Annotated in this window: 14 protein-coding genes; 10 read left to right on the top strand and 4 right to left on the bottom strand. The window is 50.0% G+C overall.

The window, feature by feature from the left end; translation table 11 throughout:
- Window position 1 precedes the first annotated feature (1 nt).
- The 3 genes from dgt (at window position 2) to DY231_RS18975 (ending at window position 4,426) form a co-directional block, all read left to right on the top strand.
- Window positions 2–1,516, top strand: coding sequence for a dGTPase (gene dgt / locus DY231_RS18985; protein WP_115630755.1), 1,515 nt, complete (start codon window positions 2–4; stop codon window positions 1,514–1,516).
- A 143-nt stretch (window positions 1,517–1,659) separates the two neighbouring features.
- Complete coding sequence (degP, locus tag DY231_RS18980) at window positions 1,660–3,105, top strand: serine endoprotease DegP (RefSeq protein ID WP_115630753.1); 1,446 nt, start codon at window positions 1,660–1,662, stop codon at window positions 3,103–3,105.
- Window positions 3,106–3,268: 163 nt separating this feature from the next.
- A complete protein-coding gene (locus tag DY231_RS18975; protein WP_034493478.1) occupies window positions 3,269–4,426 on the top strand; it encodes a CdaR family transcriptional regulator in 1,158 nt (385 codons plus the stop codon).
- Window positions 4,427–4,457: 31 nt separating this feature from the next.
- On the opposite strand, the gene DY231_RS18970 is transcribed toward DY231_RS18975, so the two are convergent.
- From DY231_RS18970 to map, 4 genes are all read right to left on the bottom strand, one after another.
- Window positions 4,458–4,847 (bottom strand): DUF3461 family protein, encoded by a 390-nt coding sequence (locus tag DY231_RS18970; protein ID WP_034493480.1) that lies wholly within the window; start codon window positions 4,845–4,847, stop codon window positions 4,458–4,460.
- A 109-nt stretch (window positions 4,848–4,956) separates the two neighbouring features.
- Window positions 4,957–5,781, bottom strand: a complete 825-nt coding sequence (gene dapD, locus DY231_RS18965; protein WP_115630751.1) for a 2,3,4,5-tetrahydropyridine-2,6-dicarboxylate N-succinyltransferase — start codon at window positions 5,779–5,781, stop codon at window positions 4,957–4,959.
- 39 nt (window positions 5,782–5,820) lie between these two features.
- Window positions 5,821–8,493 (bottom strand): bifunctional uridylyltransferase/uridylyl-removing protein GlnD, encoded by a 2,673-nt coding sequence (gene glnD / locus DY231_RS18960; protein ID WP_034493539.1) that lies wholly within the window; start codon window positions 8,491–8,493, stop codon window positions 5,821–5,823.
- A 63-nt stretch (window positions 8,494–8,556) separates the two neighbouring features.
- Complete coding sequence (gene map, locus DY231_RS18955) at window positions 8,557–9,351, bottom strand: type I methionyl aminopeptidase (RefSeq protein ID WP_034493481.1); 795 nt, start codon at window positions 9,349–9,351, stop codon at window positions 8,557–8,559.
- Window positions 9,352–9,663: 312 nt separating this feature from the next.
- Between map and rpsB the strand changes: the two genes are divergently transcribed.
- From rpsB to cdsA, 7 genes are all read left to right on the top strand, one after another.
- Complete coding sequence (rpsB, locus tag DY231_RS18950) at window positions 9,664–10,389, top strand: 30S ribosomal protein S2 (RefSeq protein ID WP_034493483.1); 726 nt, start codon at window positions 9,664–9,666, stop codon at window positions 10,387–10,389.
- A 153-nt stretch (window positions 10,390–10,542) separates the two neighbouring features.
- The gene (gene tsf / locus DY231_RS18945; RefSeq protein ID WP_115630749.1) at window positions 10,543–11,394 is read left to right on the top strand and encodes a translation elongation factor Ts; all 852 of its coding nucleotides are present in this window, start codon (window positions 10,543–10,545) and stop codon (window positions 11,392–11,394) included.
- A 157-nt stretch (window positions 11,395–11,551) separates the two neighbouring features.
- Window positions 11,552–12,277 (top strand): UMP kinase, encoded by a 726-nt coding sequence (gene pyrH / locus DY231_RS18940; RefSeq protein WP_115630747.1) that lies wholly within the window; start codon window positions 11,552–11,554, stop codon window positions 12,275–12,277.
- A 171-nt stretch (window positions 12,278–12,448) separates the two neighbouring features.
- On the top strand, window positions 12,449–13,006 hold the full coding sequence (frr, locus tag DY231_RS18935) for a ribosome recycling factor (RefSeq protein WP_115630745.1): 558 nt from the start codon (window positions 12,449–12,451) through the stop codon (window positions 13,004–13,006).
- Window positions 13,007–13,115: 109 nt separating this feature from the next.
- Window positions 13,116–14,315, top strand: a complete 1,200-nt coding sequence (gene ispC, locus DY231_RS18930) for a 1-deoxy-D-xylulose-5-phosphate reductoisomerase (RefSeq protein WP_115631896.1) — start codon at window positions 13,116–13,118, stop codon at window positions 14,313–14,315.
- A 186-nt stretch (window positions 14,316–14,501) separates the two neighbouring features.
- Entirely contained in the window at window positions 14,502–15,254 is a 753-nt protein-coding gene (gene ispU / locus DY231_RS18925; protein ID WP_115630743.1) for a (2E,6E)-farnesyl-diphosphate-specific ditrans,polycis-undecaprenyl-diphosphate synthase, read from the top strand.
- 18 nt (window positions 15,255–15,272) lie between these two features.
- Window positions 15,273–16,130: a phosphatidate cytidylyltransferase gene (gene cdsA, locus DY231_RS18920; protein ID WP_034493492.1), complete on the top strand. Its 858-nt coding sequence runs from the start codon at window positions 15,273–15,275 to the stop codon at window positions 16,128–16,130.
- Window positions 16,131–16,141 lie beyond the last annotated feature (11 nt).

Raw genomic sequence — 16,141 nt, 5'->3', positions numbered from 1 at the left:
CATGAGTGAAATAGATTTCCGTAAGAAAATTAATTGGCACCGCCGTTTCCGTTCGCCCGAAGGGCAAAAGAATGAACATGAGATCCTGCGCATTTTTGAAAGCGATCGTGGGCGGATCGTCAATTCCCCAGCGATTCGCCGGTTACAGCAGAAAACTCAGGTCTTCCCGTTGGAGCGAAATGCCTCTGTCCGCACGCGTTTAACGCATTCCATGGAAGTGCAGCAGGTGGGGCGTTATATAGCCAAAGAAGTGTTGAGTCGCCTGAAAGAGCAGCAAGATCTCGAACGCTATGGCTTGCATGAACTCACCGGTCCGTTTGAAAGTATCGTTGAAATGGCGTGCCTGATGCATGACATCGGCAACCCGCCGTTTGGCCACTTTGGGGAATCAGCTATAAATGACTGGTTTCGCCAGCGTTTGTTTCCGGGGGATGCCGGAAGCCAGCCACGCAGTGACGATCGCTGCAAAGTCGCGGCGCTGTGTCTGCATGAAGGAGAAGATCAGTTAAACGGTTTGCGCCGTAAAGTGCGCCAGGATCTTTGCCAGTTTGAAGGTAATGCGCAGGGTATTCGCCTGGTGCACAGCTTGTTGCGGATGAATCTGACCTGGGCGCAAGTGGGCTGCATTCTCAAGTATACCCGTCCTGCCTGGTTTGTTGGCGAGCCGCCTGAAAGCCACGCTTATCTGATGAAAAAGCCCGGTTACTATCTTTCTGAAGACTCATATATCGCACGCTTGCGTTCAGAGCTGGAACTTGGCGAGCACAGCCGTTTTCCGCTGACCTGGATTATGGAAGCGGCGGACGATATTTCTTACTGCGTGGCGGATCTGGAAGACGCTGTCGAGAAAAGTATATTCACCGTCGAGCAGCTTTATCAGCACTTATGCGACGCCTGGGGCGAGCATTGTGACGGCGATCTTTTTGCGCAAGTGGTGAATGAAGCCTGGGAAAAATCCCGTACCAATCAGATGCGCCGCAGTACCGAAGATCAGTTCTTTATGTATTTGCGCGTCAACACGCTAAACCAATTAGTCCCCTACGCTGCCCAGCGTTTTATCGACAATATTGCTGAGATGTATAGCGGCGAGTTTAATCACGCGTTGCTTGAAGATGACAGCCCTTTTGCGCGTTTGCTCGAGCTTTATAAGCAAGTGGCGTTTAAGCATGTATTTAGCCACCCTGAGGTCGAACAGCTCGAGCTACAGGGGTATCGTGTAATCAGTGGCTTACTTGATATTTACAGTCCCTTACTCCATATATCAAATGAGGATTTTGCTGAACTGGTGGAGAAAGAAAGTTTACGTCGTCTGCCTATTGAGACACGCCTGTTCCATAAATTATCGACAAAACATCGGCTTGCATATATTGAAGCCGTCAGTGATTTGGATAAGTCAGCCAGTGATTATGGTGTGTGGGAATATTACTACCGCTGCCGCCTGATTCAGGATTATATCAGTGGAATGACGGACTTATTCGCATGGGATGAGTATCGACGCCTGATAGCTGTGGAATAAGTGACTCGTTGAGTTTTGTAAAGACGGACAATAAATTTTTACTTTTTCCAGTGACTTATCGGCGGAACTTAGCGCCTCAATTGTCACTCTATATTGGCCTACACAGCAATTTTGCGTGACTTATTAACTTGAGACTTAAATCGATGAAAAAAACAACTTTAGCAATGAGCGCGCTGGCTCTTAGCCTGGGTTTGGCGCTGGGTCCTGTATCTGCAATTGCGGCTGAAACAGCGTCTTCTGCAACCGCGGCACAGCCGCTTCCAAGCCTTGCACCGATGCTGGAAAAAGTGATGCCTTCCGTGGTGAGCATTAACGTTGAAGGTAGCACCACCGTGAATACACCGCGGATGGGGCGTAACTTCCAGCAATTCTTTGGTGATAATTCGCCATTCTGTCAGGAAGGCTCTCCGTTCCAGAGTTCTCCATTCTGCCAGGGCGGCGGCGGGGCTGATGATGGCTCTCAGGGCGGCGGTCAACAACAGAAGTTTGCCGCTCTTGGTTCTGGCGTAATTATTGACGCAGCGAAAGGCTACGTGGTGACAAACAACCACGTTGTTGATAACGCAACCAAAATTCAGGTTTCCCTGAGCGATGGCCGTAAATTTGATGCGAAAGTCGTGGGTAAAGATCCACGCTCTGATATCGCTTTGTTGCAACTCCAGGATCCTAAAAATCTGACCGCGATTAAAATGGCGGACTCTGACGCGCTGCGCGTCGGTGATTACACCGTGGCAATCGGCAACCCGTATGGTCTGGGTGAAACCGTGACTTCCGGTATTGTTTCGGCGTTGGGTCGTAGCGGCCTGAACATCGAAAACTATGAAAACTTTATCCAGACCGATGCGGCAATCAACCGGGGTAACTCCGGTGGCGCATTGGTTAACCTCAACGGTGAACTGATCGGGATTAACACCGCGATTCTGGCACCAGATGGCGGCAACATTGGTATCGGCTTTGCCATCCCGAGCAACATGGTGAAAAACCTCACCGCGCAAATGGTGGAGTTCGGCCAGGTTAAACGTGGCGAGCTGGGCATCATGGGTACTGAGCTGAACTCTGAGCTGGCGAAAGCGATGAAAGTCGATGCACAACGCGGCGCATTCGTAAGCCAGGTTATGCCGAACTCTTCTGCTGCAAAAGCGGGCATCAAAGCCGGTGATGTGGTGGTTTCGATGAACGGTAAAGCGATCAGCAGCTTCGCAGCATTGCGTGCGGAAGTCGGTTCTATGCCTGTGGGTAGCAAATTGACCCTGGGCCTGCTGCGCGATGGCAAACCGGTATCGGTTAATCTGGAACTGCAACAAAGCAGCCAGACTCAGGTTGACTCCTCGACTATCTTTACCGGTATCGAAGGGGCTGAAATGAGCAACCGCAGCGGTAAAGGTGAGAAGGGCGTTATCGTCAATAACGTGAAAGGGAATACGCCAGCGGCGCGAATTGGCCTGAAAAAAGGTGACATCATCATCGGTGTGAACCAACAGCAGGTGAATAACATCGCTGAACTGCGTAAAATTCTCGATACTAAACCGTCAGTAATGGCGCTGAACATTCAGCGTGGTGATACCACCATCTACCTGCTGATGCAGTAATCGTTACCGAGTTCATCTCAACACTATCAGGGCCGCTATTGCGGCCCTTTTTTGTGAGCCTTTCCACAACTCCATACACTTCATCCGCGCTTTGTGCATTCGCACAATGCTGAGGGGATTCATCTCGCCTATGCTAGGCCATTAGCACGATTCAGGAGGAAGCATGGCTGGCTGGCATCTTGATACCAAAATGGCGCAGGACATTGTGGCGCGTACCATGACCATCATTGATACCAACATCAACGTGATGGATGCGCGTGGGCGGATTATTGGTAGCGGCGATAAAGAACGTATTGGTGAATTGCACGAAGGTGCGCTGCTGGTGCTCTCTCAGGGACGTGTTGTAGATATTGATGATGCGGTAGCGCGACATCTTCATGGCGTGCGCCAGGGGATTAACCTGCCGTTGCGCATTGAAGGGGAAATTGTCGGCGTTATTGGTTTGACCGGCGAGCCGGGATCGCTACGTAAATACGGCGAGCTGGTGTGTATGACGGCTGAGATGATGCTTGAGCAATCACGCCTGATGCATTTACTCGCACAGGACACGCGCCTGCGCGAAGAATTGGTAATGAATTTGATTCAGGCGGAAGAACAAACGCCTGCATTGAGTGAGTGGGCGCAGCGTTTGGGGATTGATCTCAACCAGCCGCGAGTCGTGGCGGTGGTGGAAGTCGATAGCGGCCAGCTTGGCGTAGACAGCGCCATGGAAGAGCTGCAACAGCTGCAAACCGCGCTGACAACTCCGGAGCGCAATAATCTGATAGCGATTATTTCGTTAACGGAAATGGTGGTCCTGAAACCGGCGCTCAACCAGTTTGGTCGTTGGGATGCAGAAGATCATCGTAAACGCGTAGAGCAGCTTATTCTGCGCATGAAAGAGAATGGTCAATTACGTTTTCGTGTCGCACTCGGCAACTATTTCACCGGGCCTGGCAGTATTGCACGCTCGTATCGCACCGCTCGTACCACCATGATGGTCGGCAAACAGCGTATGCCGGAAAGCCGGGGTTATTTTTACCAGGATTTGATGTTGCCGGTGTTGCTGGATAGTTTACGCGGCGGTTGGCAGGCCAATGAGCTGGCTCGTCCGCTCGCTCGTTTAAAATCAATGGATAATAACGGCTTATTGCGCCGAACTCTTAGCGCATGGTTTCGCCATAATGTGCAACCGTTGGCAACGTCTAAGGCGTTGTTTATTCATCGCAACACACTGGAATACCGCCTGAATCGAATTTCAGAATTAACAGGGTTAGATTTAGGGAATTTTGACGACAGATTGCTATTGTATGTCGCGTTGCAGTTAGATGAGCAGAGATAAGAAAAGGGCCAGAGATTCCGGCCCTTTGGCATTATTTACCGCGGGTTAGCTTATCAAGATCGGATTCAATTTCACTGATCTTATGAGCAACCACAGATTCCAGATGGCGAAGATCGTCGAGGATTTTGCGTTTCAGATCGACTTCAGTGCGATCGCGCTGACACAGTTGATCCAGTTCATCAATTACATAGCGCAGATTTGGGCTGATTTCCTGCACTTCTTTGTAACCCTGGCCGACGCCATCGGCAACGACAGTTTTGCGCTGGCGTGGGTATTTAAACTTCACGCTTTTAGCGAAAAACTCGCCTTTATCCTTCTGGAAATAGATTTTCAGGATATCGTTGTTGGCTTCCTGCCGGAGGCTATAACGATCGATTTCATCAGGATTGGTAATACCCAGACTTTTCAAGTTATCGTACATAGTGTTACCTTTTTCGATACCATTAACCTATAGATAATTAACGGAAAAATCCTTTCCCGCTAGCCCAAAATGCTAAAAAGGCGGGGTGAACCGCCTTTTACACATTTTATTAATCGATAGTGCGAAGCAGCTCGTTGATTCCAACTTTGCCGCGTGTTTTCGCGTCGACTTTTTTCACGATAACAGCGCAGTACAGGCTGTATTTACCATCTTTAGACGGCAGGTTACCGGAAACGACAACCGAGCCTGCAGGTACACGGCCGTAATGGACTTCACCGGTTTCACGGTCATAAATACGCGTGCTTTGGCCGATATAAACGCCCATGGAAATCACGGAACCTTCTTCAACGATAACGCCTTCAACCACTTCTGAACGTGCGCCGATGAAGCAGTTATCTTCGATGATAGTTGGGTTTGCCTGTAATGGCTCCAGAACACCACCAATACCGACGCCGCCAGACAGGTGAACGTTTTTACCAATCTGCGCGCAAGAGCCGACTGTTGCCCAGGTATCAACCATAGAGCCTTCATCAACGTATGCACCGATGTTGACGTAAGAAGGCATCAGCACGGTGTTACGTGCAATGTATGCACCCTGGCGTACTGCCGCTGGTGGTACCACGCGGAAGCCTTCTTTCTGGAAACGTGCTTCGTCGTAGTTAGCGAATTTCATCGGTACTTTGTCGAAGTAGCGGCTTTCAGCGCCATCAATAACCTGGTTGTCATTGATACGGAAAGAGAGCAAAACAGCTTTCTTCAGCCACTGGTGAGTCACCCACTGGCCATCAATTTTTTCGGCAACGCGCAGCGCACCGCTGTCGAGCAGGGAGATGACCTGGTTTACCGCTTCACGAGTAACGGTATCAGCATTTGCCGGAGTGATTTCGGCGCGGCGCTCGAAAGCGGTTTCAATGATATTTTGTAGCTGCTGCATTGTTAAAGTTTTCCTGATTGTGACGAAATTAACAGACTGTTATTTATCGTTTGGATTAAGGGCCGCTGTCAACCGTTGCTGTACTTCCTGTTGCAACTCATCATTAAGAGCACGCCGGTCGGCGGTGGCTATTATAAATAAATCTTCTACTCGCTCACCAATTGTCGTAATTCTTGCGCCATAAAGCGAGATCCCAAGGTCAGCGAACACTTCCCCGACACGGGCCAATAAGCCTGGTTGATCAAGTGCAATCAGCTCAAGGAATGTGCGCCTGTCAGTGTGAGTGGGCAGGAAATTCACTTCGGTATCGACAGTAAAATGGCGAAGTTTGGCTGACTGGCGGCGCGGTTGAGGCGTCTGCCAGCTCACCTGCGTTATGGCTTGTTCGATACTATGGCGGATGAGATCGTGCCGATCGGCGGAAAGCGGGCTACCGTCCGGCTCGAGTACGATAAAGGTATCCATTGCCATGCCGTCACGCGTGGTAAAAATTTGCGCGTCGTGAACGCTGAGGTTGCGCCTGTCGAGTTCGGCACAAACTGCCGCGAACAGGTGTGGCCTGTCCGGGCTCCAGATAAAGATTTCAGTACCGCCGCGCGTGGCCTGCGGACTAAGCAAAATCATCGGCTTGCTGAGATCGTGCTTGAGTAAATGACGTGCATGCCAGGCGATTTGATTTGGCGTGTGGCGGACAAAATAGTTTGCCCGGCAACGGCGCCAGATATTATGCAGCGCTTCTTCATTGATGTTATCCATACGCAGCAACGCCAGCGCTTGTAGCTGGTGGTGGCGCACACGTTCGCGCATATCCGGGCTGTTTTGCATTCCGCGTCGCAGCTGTTTTTCAGTGGCGAAGTACAGCTCACGCAACAGGCTCTGTTTCCAGCTATTCCACAGGGTTTCGTTGGTGGCGCAGATATCCGCAACCGTCAGGCAAACCAGATAACGCAGGCGGTTTTCCGTTTGTACTTCTTCGGCAAACTGTTTAATGACTTCCGGATCCTGAATGTCACGCCGCTGTGCCGTTACGGACATCAGTAAGTGCTGGCGTACCAGCCAGGCGACGAGCTGTGTTTCGCGTGAGTTCAGACCGTGCAGTTCGGCAAATTTTAAAACGTCCTGCGCACCGAGCACTGAGTGATCGCCACCGCGCCCTTTGGCGATGTCGTGGAACAGAGCGGCAATCAGGATCAGTTCCGGATGCGACAGGCGAGGCCAGAGATCGACACATAATGGGTGCTTCGGACGAGTTTCTTCTTTCGCGAAGCTTTCCAGTTTTTGCAGCACGCGAATGGTGTGTTCATCAACGGTATACGCGTGGAAGAGATCGAACTGCATCTGGCCGACAATATGCGACCACTGCGGCATATACGCCCACAACACGCTGTGGCGGTGCATTGGCAGTAAAGCGCGGCTCACGGCACCGGGGTGGCGCAATATTGTGAGGAACAGATCGCGCGCTTCTGGGATGTAACAGAGCGGCTGTACAAGATGGCGACGCGCATGACGCAGATGGCGCAATGTGGTCGAGTAAATTCCGCTGATGTCGCGGTTACGCACCATCATGTAAAACATGCGCAGAATGGCCTGGGGTTCGCGCATAAACAGCGTTTCGTCGCGCAGGTCAATCAAGGTGCCGCGCAGCTGGAAATCATCGTCGAGTGGGCGGGGTTTTTCGCTGGCGTCGAGCGCAAGAATCGCTTCGTCAAATAGCTGTAGCAGCATCTGGTTAAGTTCGCCGACGCGGCGGGTCACACGATAAAAATCTTTCATCATGTGTTCCACTGGCTGATTGCCTTCTCCGCTGTAATTCAGGCGCTGCGCGACGCTGAGTTGTCGGTCAAACAACAGACGATTATCGTAACGGTTTACTTCAAGGTGCAGAGCAAAACGGATGCGCCATAACAGATGCTGGCATTCGTCCAGTTCGTTGCGTTCAGCCTCGGTTAAAAAACCAAAGCCGACCATTTCGCTCATCGACGTGGCGCCAAAGTGGCGGCGTGCAACCCATTGCAGCGTGTGGATGTCGCGTAAACCGCCAGGGCTGCTTTTTATGTCCGGCTCGAGGTTGTAGCTGGTGCCGTGATAGCGCTGATGGCGCTCGTTTTGCTCATCAATTTTGGCGGCAAAGAATTTGGCTGATGGCCAGAAACCGTCGCTAAAAATGTGTTTTTGCAGTTCGAGGAAGAGGGCGACATCGCCAATTAATAAGCGCGATTCAATCAGGTTGGTCGCGACCGTTAAATCTGACAGGCCTTCGAGTAAACACTCTTCCAGCGTTCGTACGCTATGGCCTACTTCCAGCTTTACGTCCCACAGTAATGTGAGTAGCTCGCCAATTTTCTGTGCCTGGATTTCGGTTAAGCGCTTACGGCTCAGAATCAGCAAATCAATATCAGACAAGGGATGCAATTCGCCGCGCCCGTAGCCCCCGACAGCAACCAGTGCGGTTTCGGCGACATCACCAAAGCCATAGCTGAGCCATAAACGTTGCAGGAGCTGGTCGATAAATTCAGTGCGTGCGTCTATCAGCTTTTCGGCGGAAATACCGTCATCAAATGCTGTTCCAAGCCATTGCTGGAACAGGTCGATACGGGCTTTTATCTGGGCACAGTTAAGATCCGAATCAGACCAGTTGACGGGATAGTCAGGTTGCCCGGAAATCTCAGGAAGCACCGTGGTCGCGTACTGCTCGGGTAAACTCTGTGTCATGTCGCCATCCATAAAAAAAGCCGGCAATATGCCGGCTTCGATTGCTGACTTGCGCCAGGCGAATCACTCGTTATGCGAAATCACATTCGGGATGGTGTCATCTTTACGCAATGTGAGAATTTCGCAGCCGTTATCTGTCACCACAATAGTATGCTCGTATTGTGCAGACAAGCTGCGATCTTTGGTTTTCACCGTCCAACCGTCTTTCATGGTGCGAATGCGGTAATCACCGGCGTTCACCATTGGTTCAATGGTGAACGTCATACCCGGTTGCAGCACCACGCCGCCGTCATCAGCGTCATAATGCAGAACTTGTGGTTCTTCGTGGAATACACGGCCGATACCGTGTCCGCAATACTCGCGAACCACGGAAAAACCTTCTGCTTCAACGAACTTCTGAATAGCCGCGCCAAGGGTACGCAGACGGATGCCTGGTTTAACCATGCGCAGTGACAAATACAGGCTTTCCTGGGTCACACGGCACAGACGCTCACCGAGGATTGTCGGCTTGCCCACGATGAACATTTTTGAGGTGTCACCATGGTATTCGTCTTTAATCACGGTGACGTCGATGTTGACGATATCACCATCTTTCAGCACTTTAGCGTCATCAGGAATACCGTGACAGACGACTTCGTTAATTGAGATGCACACGGATTTTGGGAAGCCGTGGTAGCCCAGACAGGCAGAAACAGCCTGCTGTTGGTTAACGATGTAATCATTACAAATACGGTCGAGTTCGCCAGTGGTGACGCCCGGTTTTACGTGGGATTCGATCATTTCCAGCACTTCAGCGGCAAGTCTGCCCGCAACGCGCATTTTTTCGATTTCTTCAGGTGTTTTAATTGAAATAGCCATTAATTCTGTCCGCAGGTGTCGTGATAATCGACAATAATTGAGCAGTGAGTCGGGCAATGTTATCAGGGCGTACGATCGGTGCCAAATCGAGAATCAATGTCCGCACAATCTACCAACAACTATTGGAGTCCTGGTGTGTTTTATGGTATAAAGCGCGCCGGACTTGTATTCCGATTTTTCGGATACAGGCAACACTCTCACTTTGTGTAAATAACACACACGTATCGACACATATTCCGGGGTGCCCTTTGGGGTCGGTAATATGGGATACGTGGAGGCTTAACCCCATACTTTTATATAGAGGTTTTAATCATGGCAACTGTTTCCATGCGCGACATGCTCAAGGCTGGTGTTCACTTTGGTCACCAAACCCGTTACTGGAACCCGAAAATGAAGCCTTTCATCTTCGGCGCTCGTAACAAAGTTCACATCATCAACCTTGAAAAAACTGTACCTATGTTCAACGAAGCTTTGGCTGAACTGAGCAAGATTTCTTCTCGTAAAGGCAAAATCCTTTTCGTTGGTACTAAGCGCGCAGCAAGCGAACCAGTAAAAGACGCTGCTCTGAGCTGCGATCAGTTCTTCGTGAACCATCGCTGGTTGGGCGGCATGCTGACTAACTGGAAAACCGTTCGTCAGTCCATCAAACGTTTGAAAGATCTGGAAATCCAGTCTCAAGACGGTACCTTCGACAAACTGACCAAGAAAGAAGCACTGATGCGTACCCGTGAGCTGGCGAAGTTGGAAAACAGCCTAGGTGGTATCAAGGATATGGGCGGTCTGCCGGATGCTCTGTTTGTAATCGACGCCGATCACGAACACATTGCAATCAAAGAAGCGAACAACCTGGGTATCCCAGTATTCTCTATCGTTGATACTAACTCCGATCCAGATGGCGTTGATTTCGTTATCCCTGGTAACGACGATGCAATCCGTGCTGTAACCCTGTACCTGGGTGCTGTAGCTGCTACCGTTCGTGAAGGCCGTTCTCAGGATCTGGCTTCTCAGGCAGAAGAAAGCTTCGTAGAAGCTGAATAATAAGGTTCGCTCTTATTTGAGCCCTTATTAACCAGGTATTGAATAGTTTGGTTAGGGGGCCTGTCTCAGGTCCCCTTTTTATTTTGAGCCAGGGTTCGTCTGTACGGTGAACCAGGGCTTATCTCTCTCTACGAGATAACCGAGGATTTTAGAATGGCTGATATTACTGCTGCTCTGGTAAAAGAACTGCGTGAACGTACTGGCGCAGGCATGATGGATTGCAAAAAAGCCCTGACTGAAGCTAATGGCGACATCGAGCTGGCAATCGAAAACATGCGTAAATCTGGTGCGATCAAAGCGGCTAAGAAAGCAGGTAACGTTGCTGCTGACGGTGTGATCAAAACTAAGATTGCTGACGGCTACGCTGTGATTCTGGAAGTTAACTGCCAGACTGACTTCGTTGCTAAAGATGCTGGTTTCCAGGCATTCGCTGACAAAGTACTGGACGCAGCTGCTGCTGGTAAAGTGACTGACGTTGAAGTTCTGAAAGCACAGTTCGAAGAAGAACGTGTTGCTCTGGTTGCTAAAATCGGTGAGAACATCAACATCCGTCGCGTTTCCGTACTTGAAGGCGACGTTTTGGGTAGTTACCTGCACGGTGCTCGCATCGGCGTTCTGGTGGCCGCTAAAGGCGCTGACGAAGATCTGGTTAAGCAAATTGCAATGCACATCGCTGCAAGCAAGCCAGAATTCGTTAAACCAGAAGACGTGTCTGCTGAAGTGGTAGAGAAAGAATACCAGGTTCAGCTGGACATCGCTATGCAGTCTGGCAAGCCAAAAGAAATTGCAGAGAAAATGGTTGAAGGCCGTATGAAGAAATTCACCGGTGAAGTTTCTCTGACTGGTCAGCCTTTCGTAATCGATCCAAGCAAAACTGTTGGTCAGATTCTGAAAGAGCACAATGCCGACGTGAATGGCTTCATCCGCTTTGAAGTGGGCGAAGGCATCCAGAAAGTTGAGACTGACTTCGCAGCAGAAGTTGCTGCAATGTCCAAGCAGTCTTAATTGTTAAGGGAGCCGCCAATTGGCGGTTCCTTTTTATCTGGATTTAAAAAGCCGGGCTTTAAAAATCAGTCTGCTCTGATACAGAACTTGCTGATATGCGACATGATGTCGCCTGAATTAACCATCCCCATTCGTTGACTGTTCCCAGGAAAGAATCATGGCTACCAATGCAAAACCTGTCTACAAACGCATTCTGCTCAAGCTAAGCGGCGAAGCGCTGCAAGGTACCGAAGGCTTCGGTATTGATGCAAGCATCCTTGATCGTATGGCTCAGGAAATAAAAGAGCTGGTTGAATTGGGCATTCAGGTCGGGGTGGTGATTGGTGGTGGCAACTTATTCCGCGGTGCGGGCCTGGCAAAAGCCGGTATGAACCGTGTTGTGGGCGACCACATGGGCATGTTGGCCACCGTCATGAACGGCCTGGCAATGCGTGATGCGCTTCATCGCGCCTATGTGAACGCCCGCTTGATGTCCGCTATTCCATTGAATGGCGTGTGTGATAACTACAGCTGGGCAGAAGCTATCAGTCTGCTGCGCAATAACCGCGTCGTTATCCTGGCGGCTGGTACCGGTAACCCGTTCTTTACCACTGACTCTGCTGCGTGTTTGCGTGGTATTGAGATTGAAGCCGATGTCGTATTGAAAGCGACAAAAGTTGATGGCGTGTTTACTGCGGATCCGGTTCAAGATCCTACCGCCACGCTTTGCGAGCGATTGACCTATACCGAAGTGCTGGAAAAAGAATTGAAAGTGATGGATTTGGCGGCGTTTACCCTGGCTCGCGATCACAAAATACCGATTCGTGTTTTCAACATGAACAAACCAGGTGCGCTTCGCCGTGTTGTGATGGGCGAAAAAGAAGGCACTTTAATCACTGAATAATTTCAGTCGATGCTAAATCAGGGTAAGATTCGATTTTACTTACTCTGATTAATTGAGTAGCAGGCAACCCCAACGGGCGCCATGAATAAACAGGGCTATACTTAGCTCGCAGCGTCTGCATCGCAGCGTGAAGTGTGGTCTGCCCTAAACCAGTTTTCAAGGATTCGTAACGTGATAAGTGATATCAGAAAAGATGCCGAAGTGCGTATGGAAAAATGCGTAGAAGCATTCAAAACTCAAATCAGTAAAATCCGCACCGGCCGCGCCTCTCCATCTCTGCTGGACGGTATCATTGTGGAGTATTACGGAACACCAACTCCACTGCGCCAGCTGGCGAGCGTAACGGTTGAAGATTCTCGCACACTGAAGATCAACGTGTTTGACCGCTCCCTGAGCCAGGCCGTTGAGAAAGCGATTATGACTTCCGACCTCGGTCTGAACCCAAGCTCTGCCGGTACCGATATTCGTGTTCCACTGCCAGCACTGACTGAAGAACGTCGTAAAGATCTGATCAAGATTGTACGTGGCGAAGCTGAAGGCGCGCGTGTTGCGGTTCGTAACGTTCGCCGTGATGCTAACGACAAAGTTAAAGCGCTGCTGAAAGATAAAGAAATCAGCGAAGATGACGATCGTCGCTCCCAGGATGACGTTCAGAAACTGACTGATGCTGCTATCAAAAAAGTAGACTCGGCTCTGGCTGAGAAAGAAGCTGAGTTGATGCAGTTCTAATCCGTTGATATGACGGGTCAAACGCCGTATGCAAGCCGTGGCTCACGCCACGATTATTGTCTACGGCGTTTTTTATTTGATTATTCATACTAAAACTCCAGAGCGCCCCATGAAGCAACTGACCATTCTTGGCTCTACCGGATCTATCGGTACCAGTACCCTTAGCGTTGTGCGTCATAACCCTGAAAAATTCTCCGTCGTGGCATTAGTTGCCGGGAAGAATGTCACGCGAATGGCTGAACAATGCCTGGAGTTCAAGCCACGTTGGGCGGTGATGGATGATGAGGTTTCTGCGAGCCAATTGCGTCGTCTGCTAAAAGAGCAGGGGAGTGCTACTGAAGTTCTGTCCGGGCAGCATGCAGCATGCGAAATGGCCGCACTGGATGAAGTGAATCAAGTGATGGCCGCGATTGTTGGGGCTGCTGGGCTGTTACCTACGCTTGCTGCGATTGCCGCCGGTAAACAAGTCTTGCTGGCAAATAAAGAGTCACTGGTGACGTGTGGGCGTTTGTTTATGGACGCGGTGCAACGCAGTAAAGCTCAGTTGCTGCCTATCGACAGTGAACACAACGCGATTTTTCAGAGTTTACCGGAAACAATCCAGCAAAACCTCGGGTACGCTGAACTTGAGAGTAATGGCGTTTCGTCGATTATTCTTACCGGATCAGGTGGCCCATTCCGTGAGACGCTTTTGAGTGAGCTTGCGGTAATGACGCCGGACCAGGCTTGTAGCCATCCGAACTGGTCGATGGGGCGTAAAATCTCCGTTGACTCGGCCACCATGATGAACAAAGGTCTCGAATATATTGAAGCCCGCTGGCTATTCAATGCATCAGCTAAACAAATGGAAGTACTGATCCATCCGCAGTCAGTCATCCATTCGATGGTTCGCTATCGTGATGGAAGCGTTCTGGCGCAGTTAGGCGCACCAGATATGCGTACTCCAATTGCACACGCCATGGCTTTTCCAGAGCGCGTGCAGTCAGGTGTGGAACCGCTCGATTTTTGTAAGATTGGGACTTTCACCTTTATGGAACCAGACTATCACCGCTATCCTTGCTTGAAGCTGGCGATGGAAGCGTTTGAGCAAGGACAGGCCGCGACAACTGTGCTTAATGCAGCCAATGAAGTTGTTGTTGAGGCGTTCTTGCAAGAGCAACTGCGATTTACCGACATTGCTTCCTTAAACCGTGCTGTTCTTGATAGTGTGGAACTGACTGAGCCAAAGAGCGTAGAAGAAGTGCTGGCGGTGGATGCAAAAGCGCGCGAGGTTGCCCGAAATCTGGTGACACGTATCGCAACCCGATGATTATTCATCCGGCTGATGTACCTGTATTTGTTAGCTCTGTGCTTCAGTGATATAGTCTGCGCCATCTTTCAGTCAGGAAAAACTGGCTGAATGATTGGTAAGCCGTGTTATAGCACGGCTTTTTTATGTAAAAGCTGAAATCATTTTGAGTACCGCTTAATCCATATCTGGGAATAATTACGCGTTATGTTGTCTGCAAACCAACAAATAAGCGAAACACAATCCGAGCATGGCGCGCGTCATGTTGCCATTATCATGGATGGCAACGGTCGTTGGGCAAAGCGTCAAGGGAAGATGCGAGTTTCCGGTCACAAAGCGGGAGCTAAGTCTGTTCGCCGGGCTGTGAGTTTTGCCGCAAATAATGGTATTGATGCACTGACACTTTATGCTTTCAGTAGTGAAAACTGGAATCGCCCGGCTCAGGAAGTGAGCGCGCTGATGGAATTGTTTGTGTGGGCTTTAGATAGCGAAGTCAAAAGTTTGCATCGTCACAATGTTCGTCTGCGCATTATCGGCGACACCAGCCGGTTCAATGCTCGCCTGCAAGAACGTATTAATAAAGCCGAAGCCTTAACCAGTACCAATACAGGTTTGACTCTCAATATCGCCGCGAACTATGGCGGACGTTGGGATATTATTCAGGGAGTGCGGCATCTCGCCGAACAGGTTCAGGACGGTTTATTGCGTCCTGATCAGATTGATGAAGAGTTGCTGAGCAAGCAAATCTGCATGAATGAACTGGCTCCCGTAGATTTGGTAATTAGGACAGGGGGAGAGCATCGTATCAGTAACTTTCTGATTTGGCAGATTGCCTACGCAGAACTTTATTTCACTGATGTTCTTTGGCCTGATTTCGATGAACAAGACTTTGAAGGTGCGCTAAATGCTTTTGCAAATCGAGAGCGTCGTTTTGGTGGCACGGCACCTGGTGGTGAGTAAGCCTGTTGGGGGTCACTTTTGCTGAAGTATCGCCTGCTTTCTGCGTTTATTTTAATCCCGGTGGTCATAGCCGCGTTATTCTGGCTTCCACCTGTAGGATTTGCCATTACAACCCTCGTGGTTTGTATGCTCGCAGCCTGGGAATGGGGACAACTAGCAGGTTTTAAAGCTCGCTCTCAGCGCGTGTGGCTTGCTGTTTTGTGTGGGTTGTTATTGGCTCTGATGCTATTTGCATTACCCGAATATCAGCGCACGGTCCATATCCCGCTCATTGAAGCATCACTCTGGGCGTCTTTAGCCTGGTGGTTTGCTGCATTGCTGTTGGTGCTTTTCTATCCTGGCTCAGCATCAATCTGGCGTAACTCTAAAACGCTACGTCTGATATTCGGCGTTTTAACGATTGTGCCGTTTTTCTGGGGCATGATTGTACTGCGTAACTGGCACTATGATATTAACCATTACACAGGCTCAATCTGGCTGTTGTATGTGATGGTTTTGGTCTGGGGTGCTGACTCCGGTGCATATATGTTTGGCAAAATGTTTGGCAAACATAAACTCGCCCCAAAAGTCTCACCGGGTAAAACCTGGCAGGGCTTCTTTGGCGGTTTGTTCACTTCTGCGATAATCTCACTGCTGTTTGGCATGTGGGCAAATCTGGATGTGGCGCCAGTTATCCTGTTGACTTGTTCGGTCATTGCCGCTCTGGCATCAGTGCTGGGTGATTTAACCGAAAGCATGTTTAAGCGTGAAGCAGGGATTAAAGATAGCGGTCACTTGATCCCCGGTCATGGTGGTATCCTTGACCGCATAGATAGCCTTACAGCAGCAGTACCGGTATTTGCCTGTCTGTTATTGCTGGTATTCAGGACGATTTAACGGAAGGTTAT

This window comes from Buttiauxella agrestis (assembly GCF_900446255.1).
Taxonomy (GTDB): Bacteria; Pseudomonadota; Gammaproteobacteria; order Enterobacterales; family Enterobacteriaceae; genus Buttiauxella; species Buttiauxella agrestis.
Note: the sequence above shows the minus strand (reverse complement) of the source record. Positions and strands in the feature narration are given on the sequence as shown.

Coding starts and splice junctions, on each gene's coding strand:
- rpsB (WP_034493483.1), top strand. CDS start 9,664: ATGGCAACTGTTTCCATGCGCGACATGCTCAAGGCTGGTGTTCACTTT.
- glnD (WP_034493539.1), bottom strand. CDS start 8,493: ATGACACAGAGTTTACCCGAGCAGTACGCGACCACGGTGCTTCCTGAG.
- ispC (WP_115631896.1), top strand. CDS start 13,116: ATGAAGCAACTGACCATTCTTGGCTCTACCGGATCTATCGGTACCAGT.
- dapD (WP_115630751.1), bottom strand. CDS start 5,781: ATGCAGCAGCTACAAAATATCATTGAAACCGCTTTCGAGCGCCGCGCC.
- DY231_RS18975 (WP_034493478.1), top strand. CDS start 3,269: ATGGCTGGCTGGCATCTTGATACCAAAATGGCGCAGGACATTGTGGCG.
- pyrH (WP_115630747.1), top strand. CDS start 11,552: ATGGCTACCAATGCAAAACCTGTCTACAAACGCATTCTGCTCAAGCTA.
- DY231_RS18970 (WP_034493480.1), bottom strand. CDS start 4,847: ATGTACGATAACTTGAAAAGTCTGGGTATTACCAATCCTGATGAAATC.
- map (WP_034493481.1), bottom strand. CDS start 9,351: ATGGCTATTTCAATTAAAACACCTGAAGAAATCGAAAAAATGCGCGTT.
- tsf (WP_115630749.1), top strand. CDS start 10,543: ATGGCTGATATTACTGCTGCTCTGGTAAAAGAACTGCGTGAACGTACT.
- dgt (WP_115630755.1), top strand. CDS start 2: ATGAGTGAAATAGATTTCCGTAAGAAAATTAATTGGCACCGCCGTTTC.
- degP (WP_115630753.1), top strand. CDS start 1,660: ATGAAAAAAACAACTTTAGCAATGAGCGCGCTGGCTCTTAGCCTGGGT.
- ispU (WP_115630743.1), top strand. CDS start 14,502: ATGTTGTCTGCAAACCAACAAATAAGCGAAACACAATCCGAGCATGGC.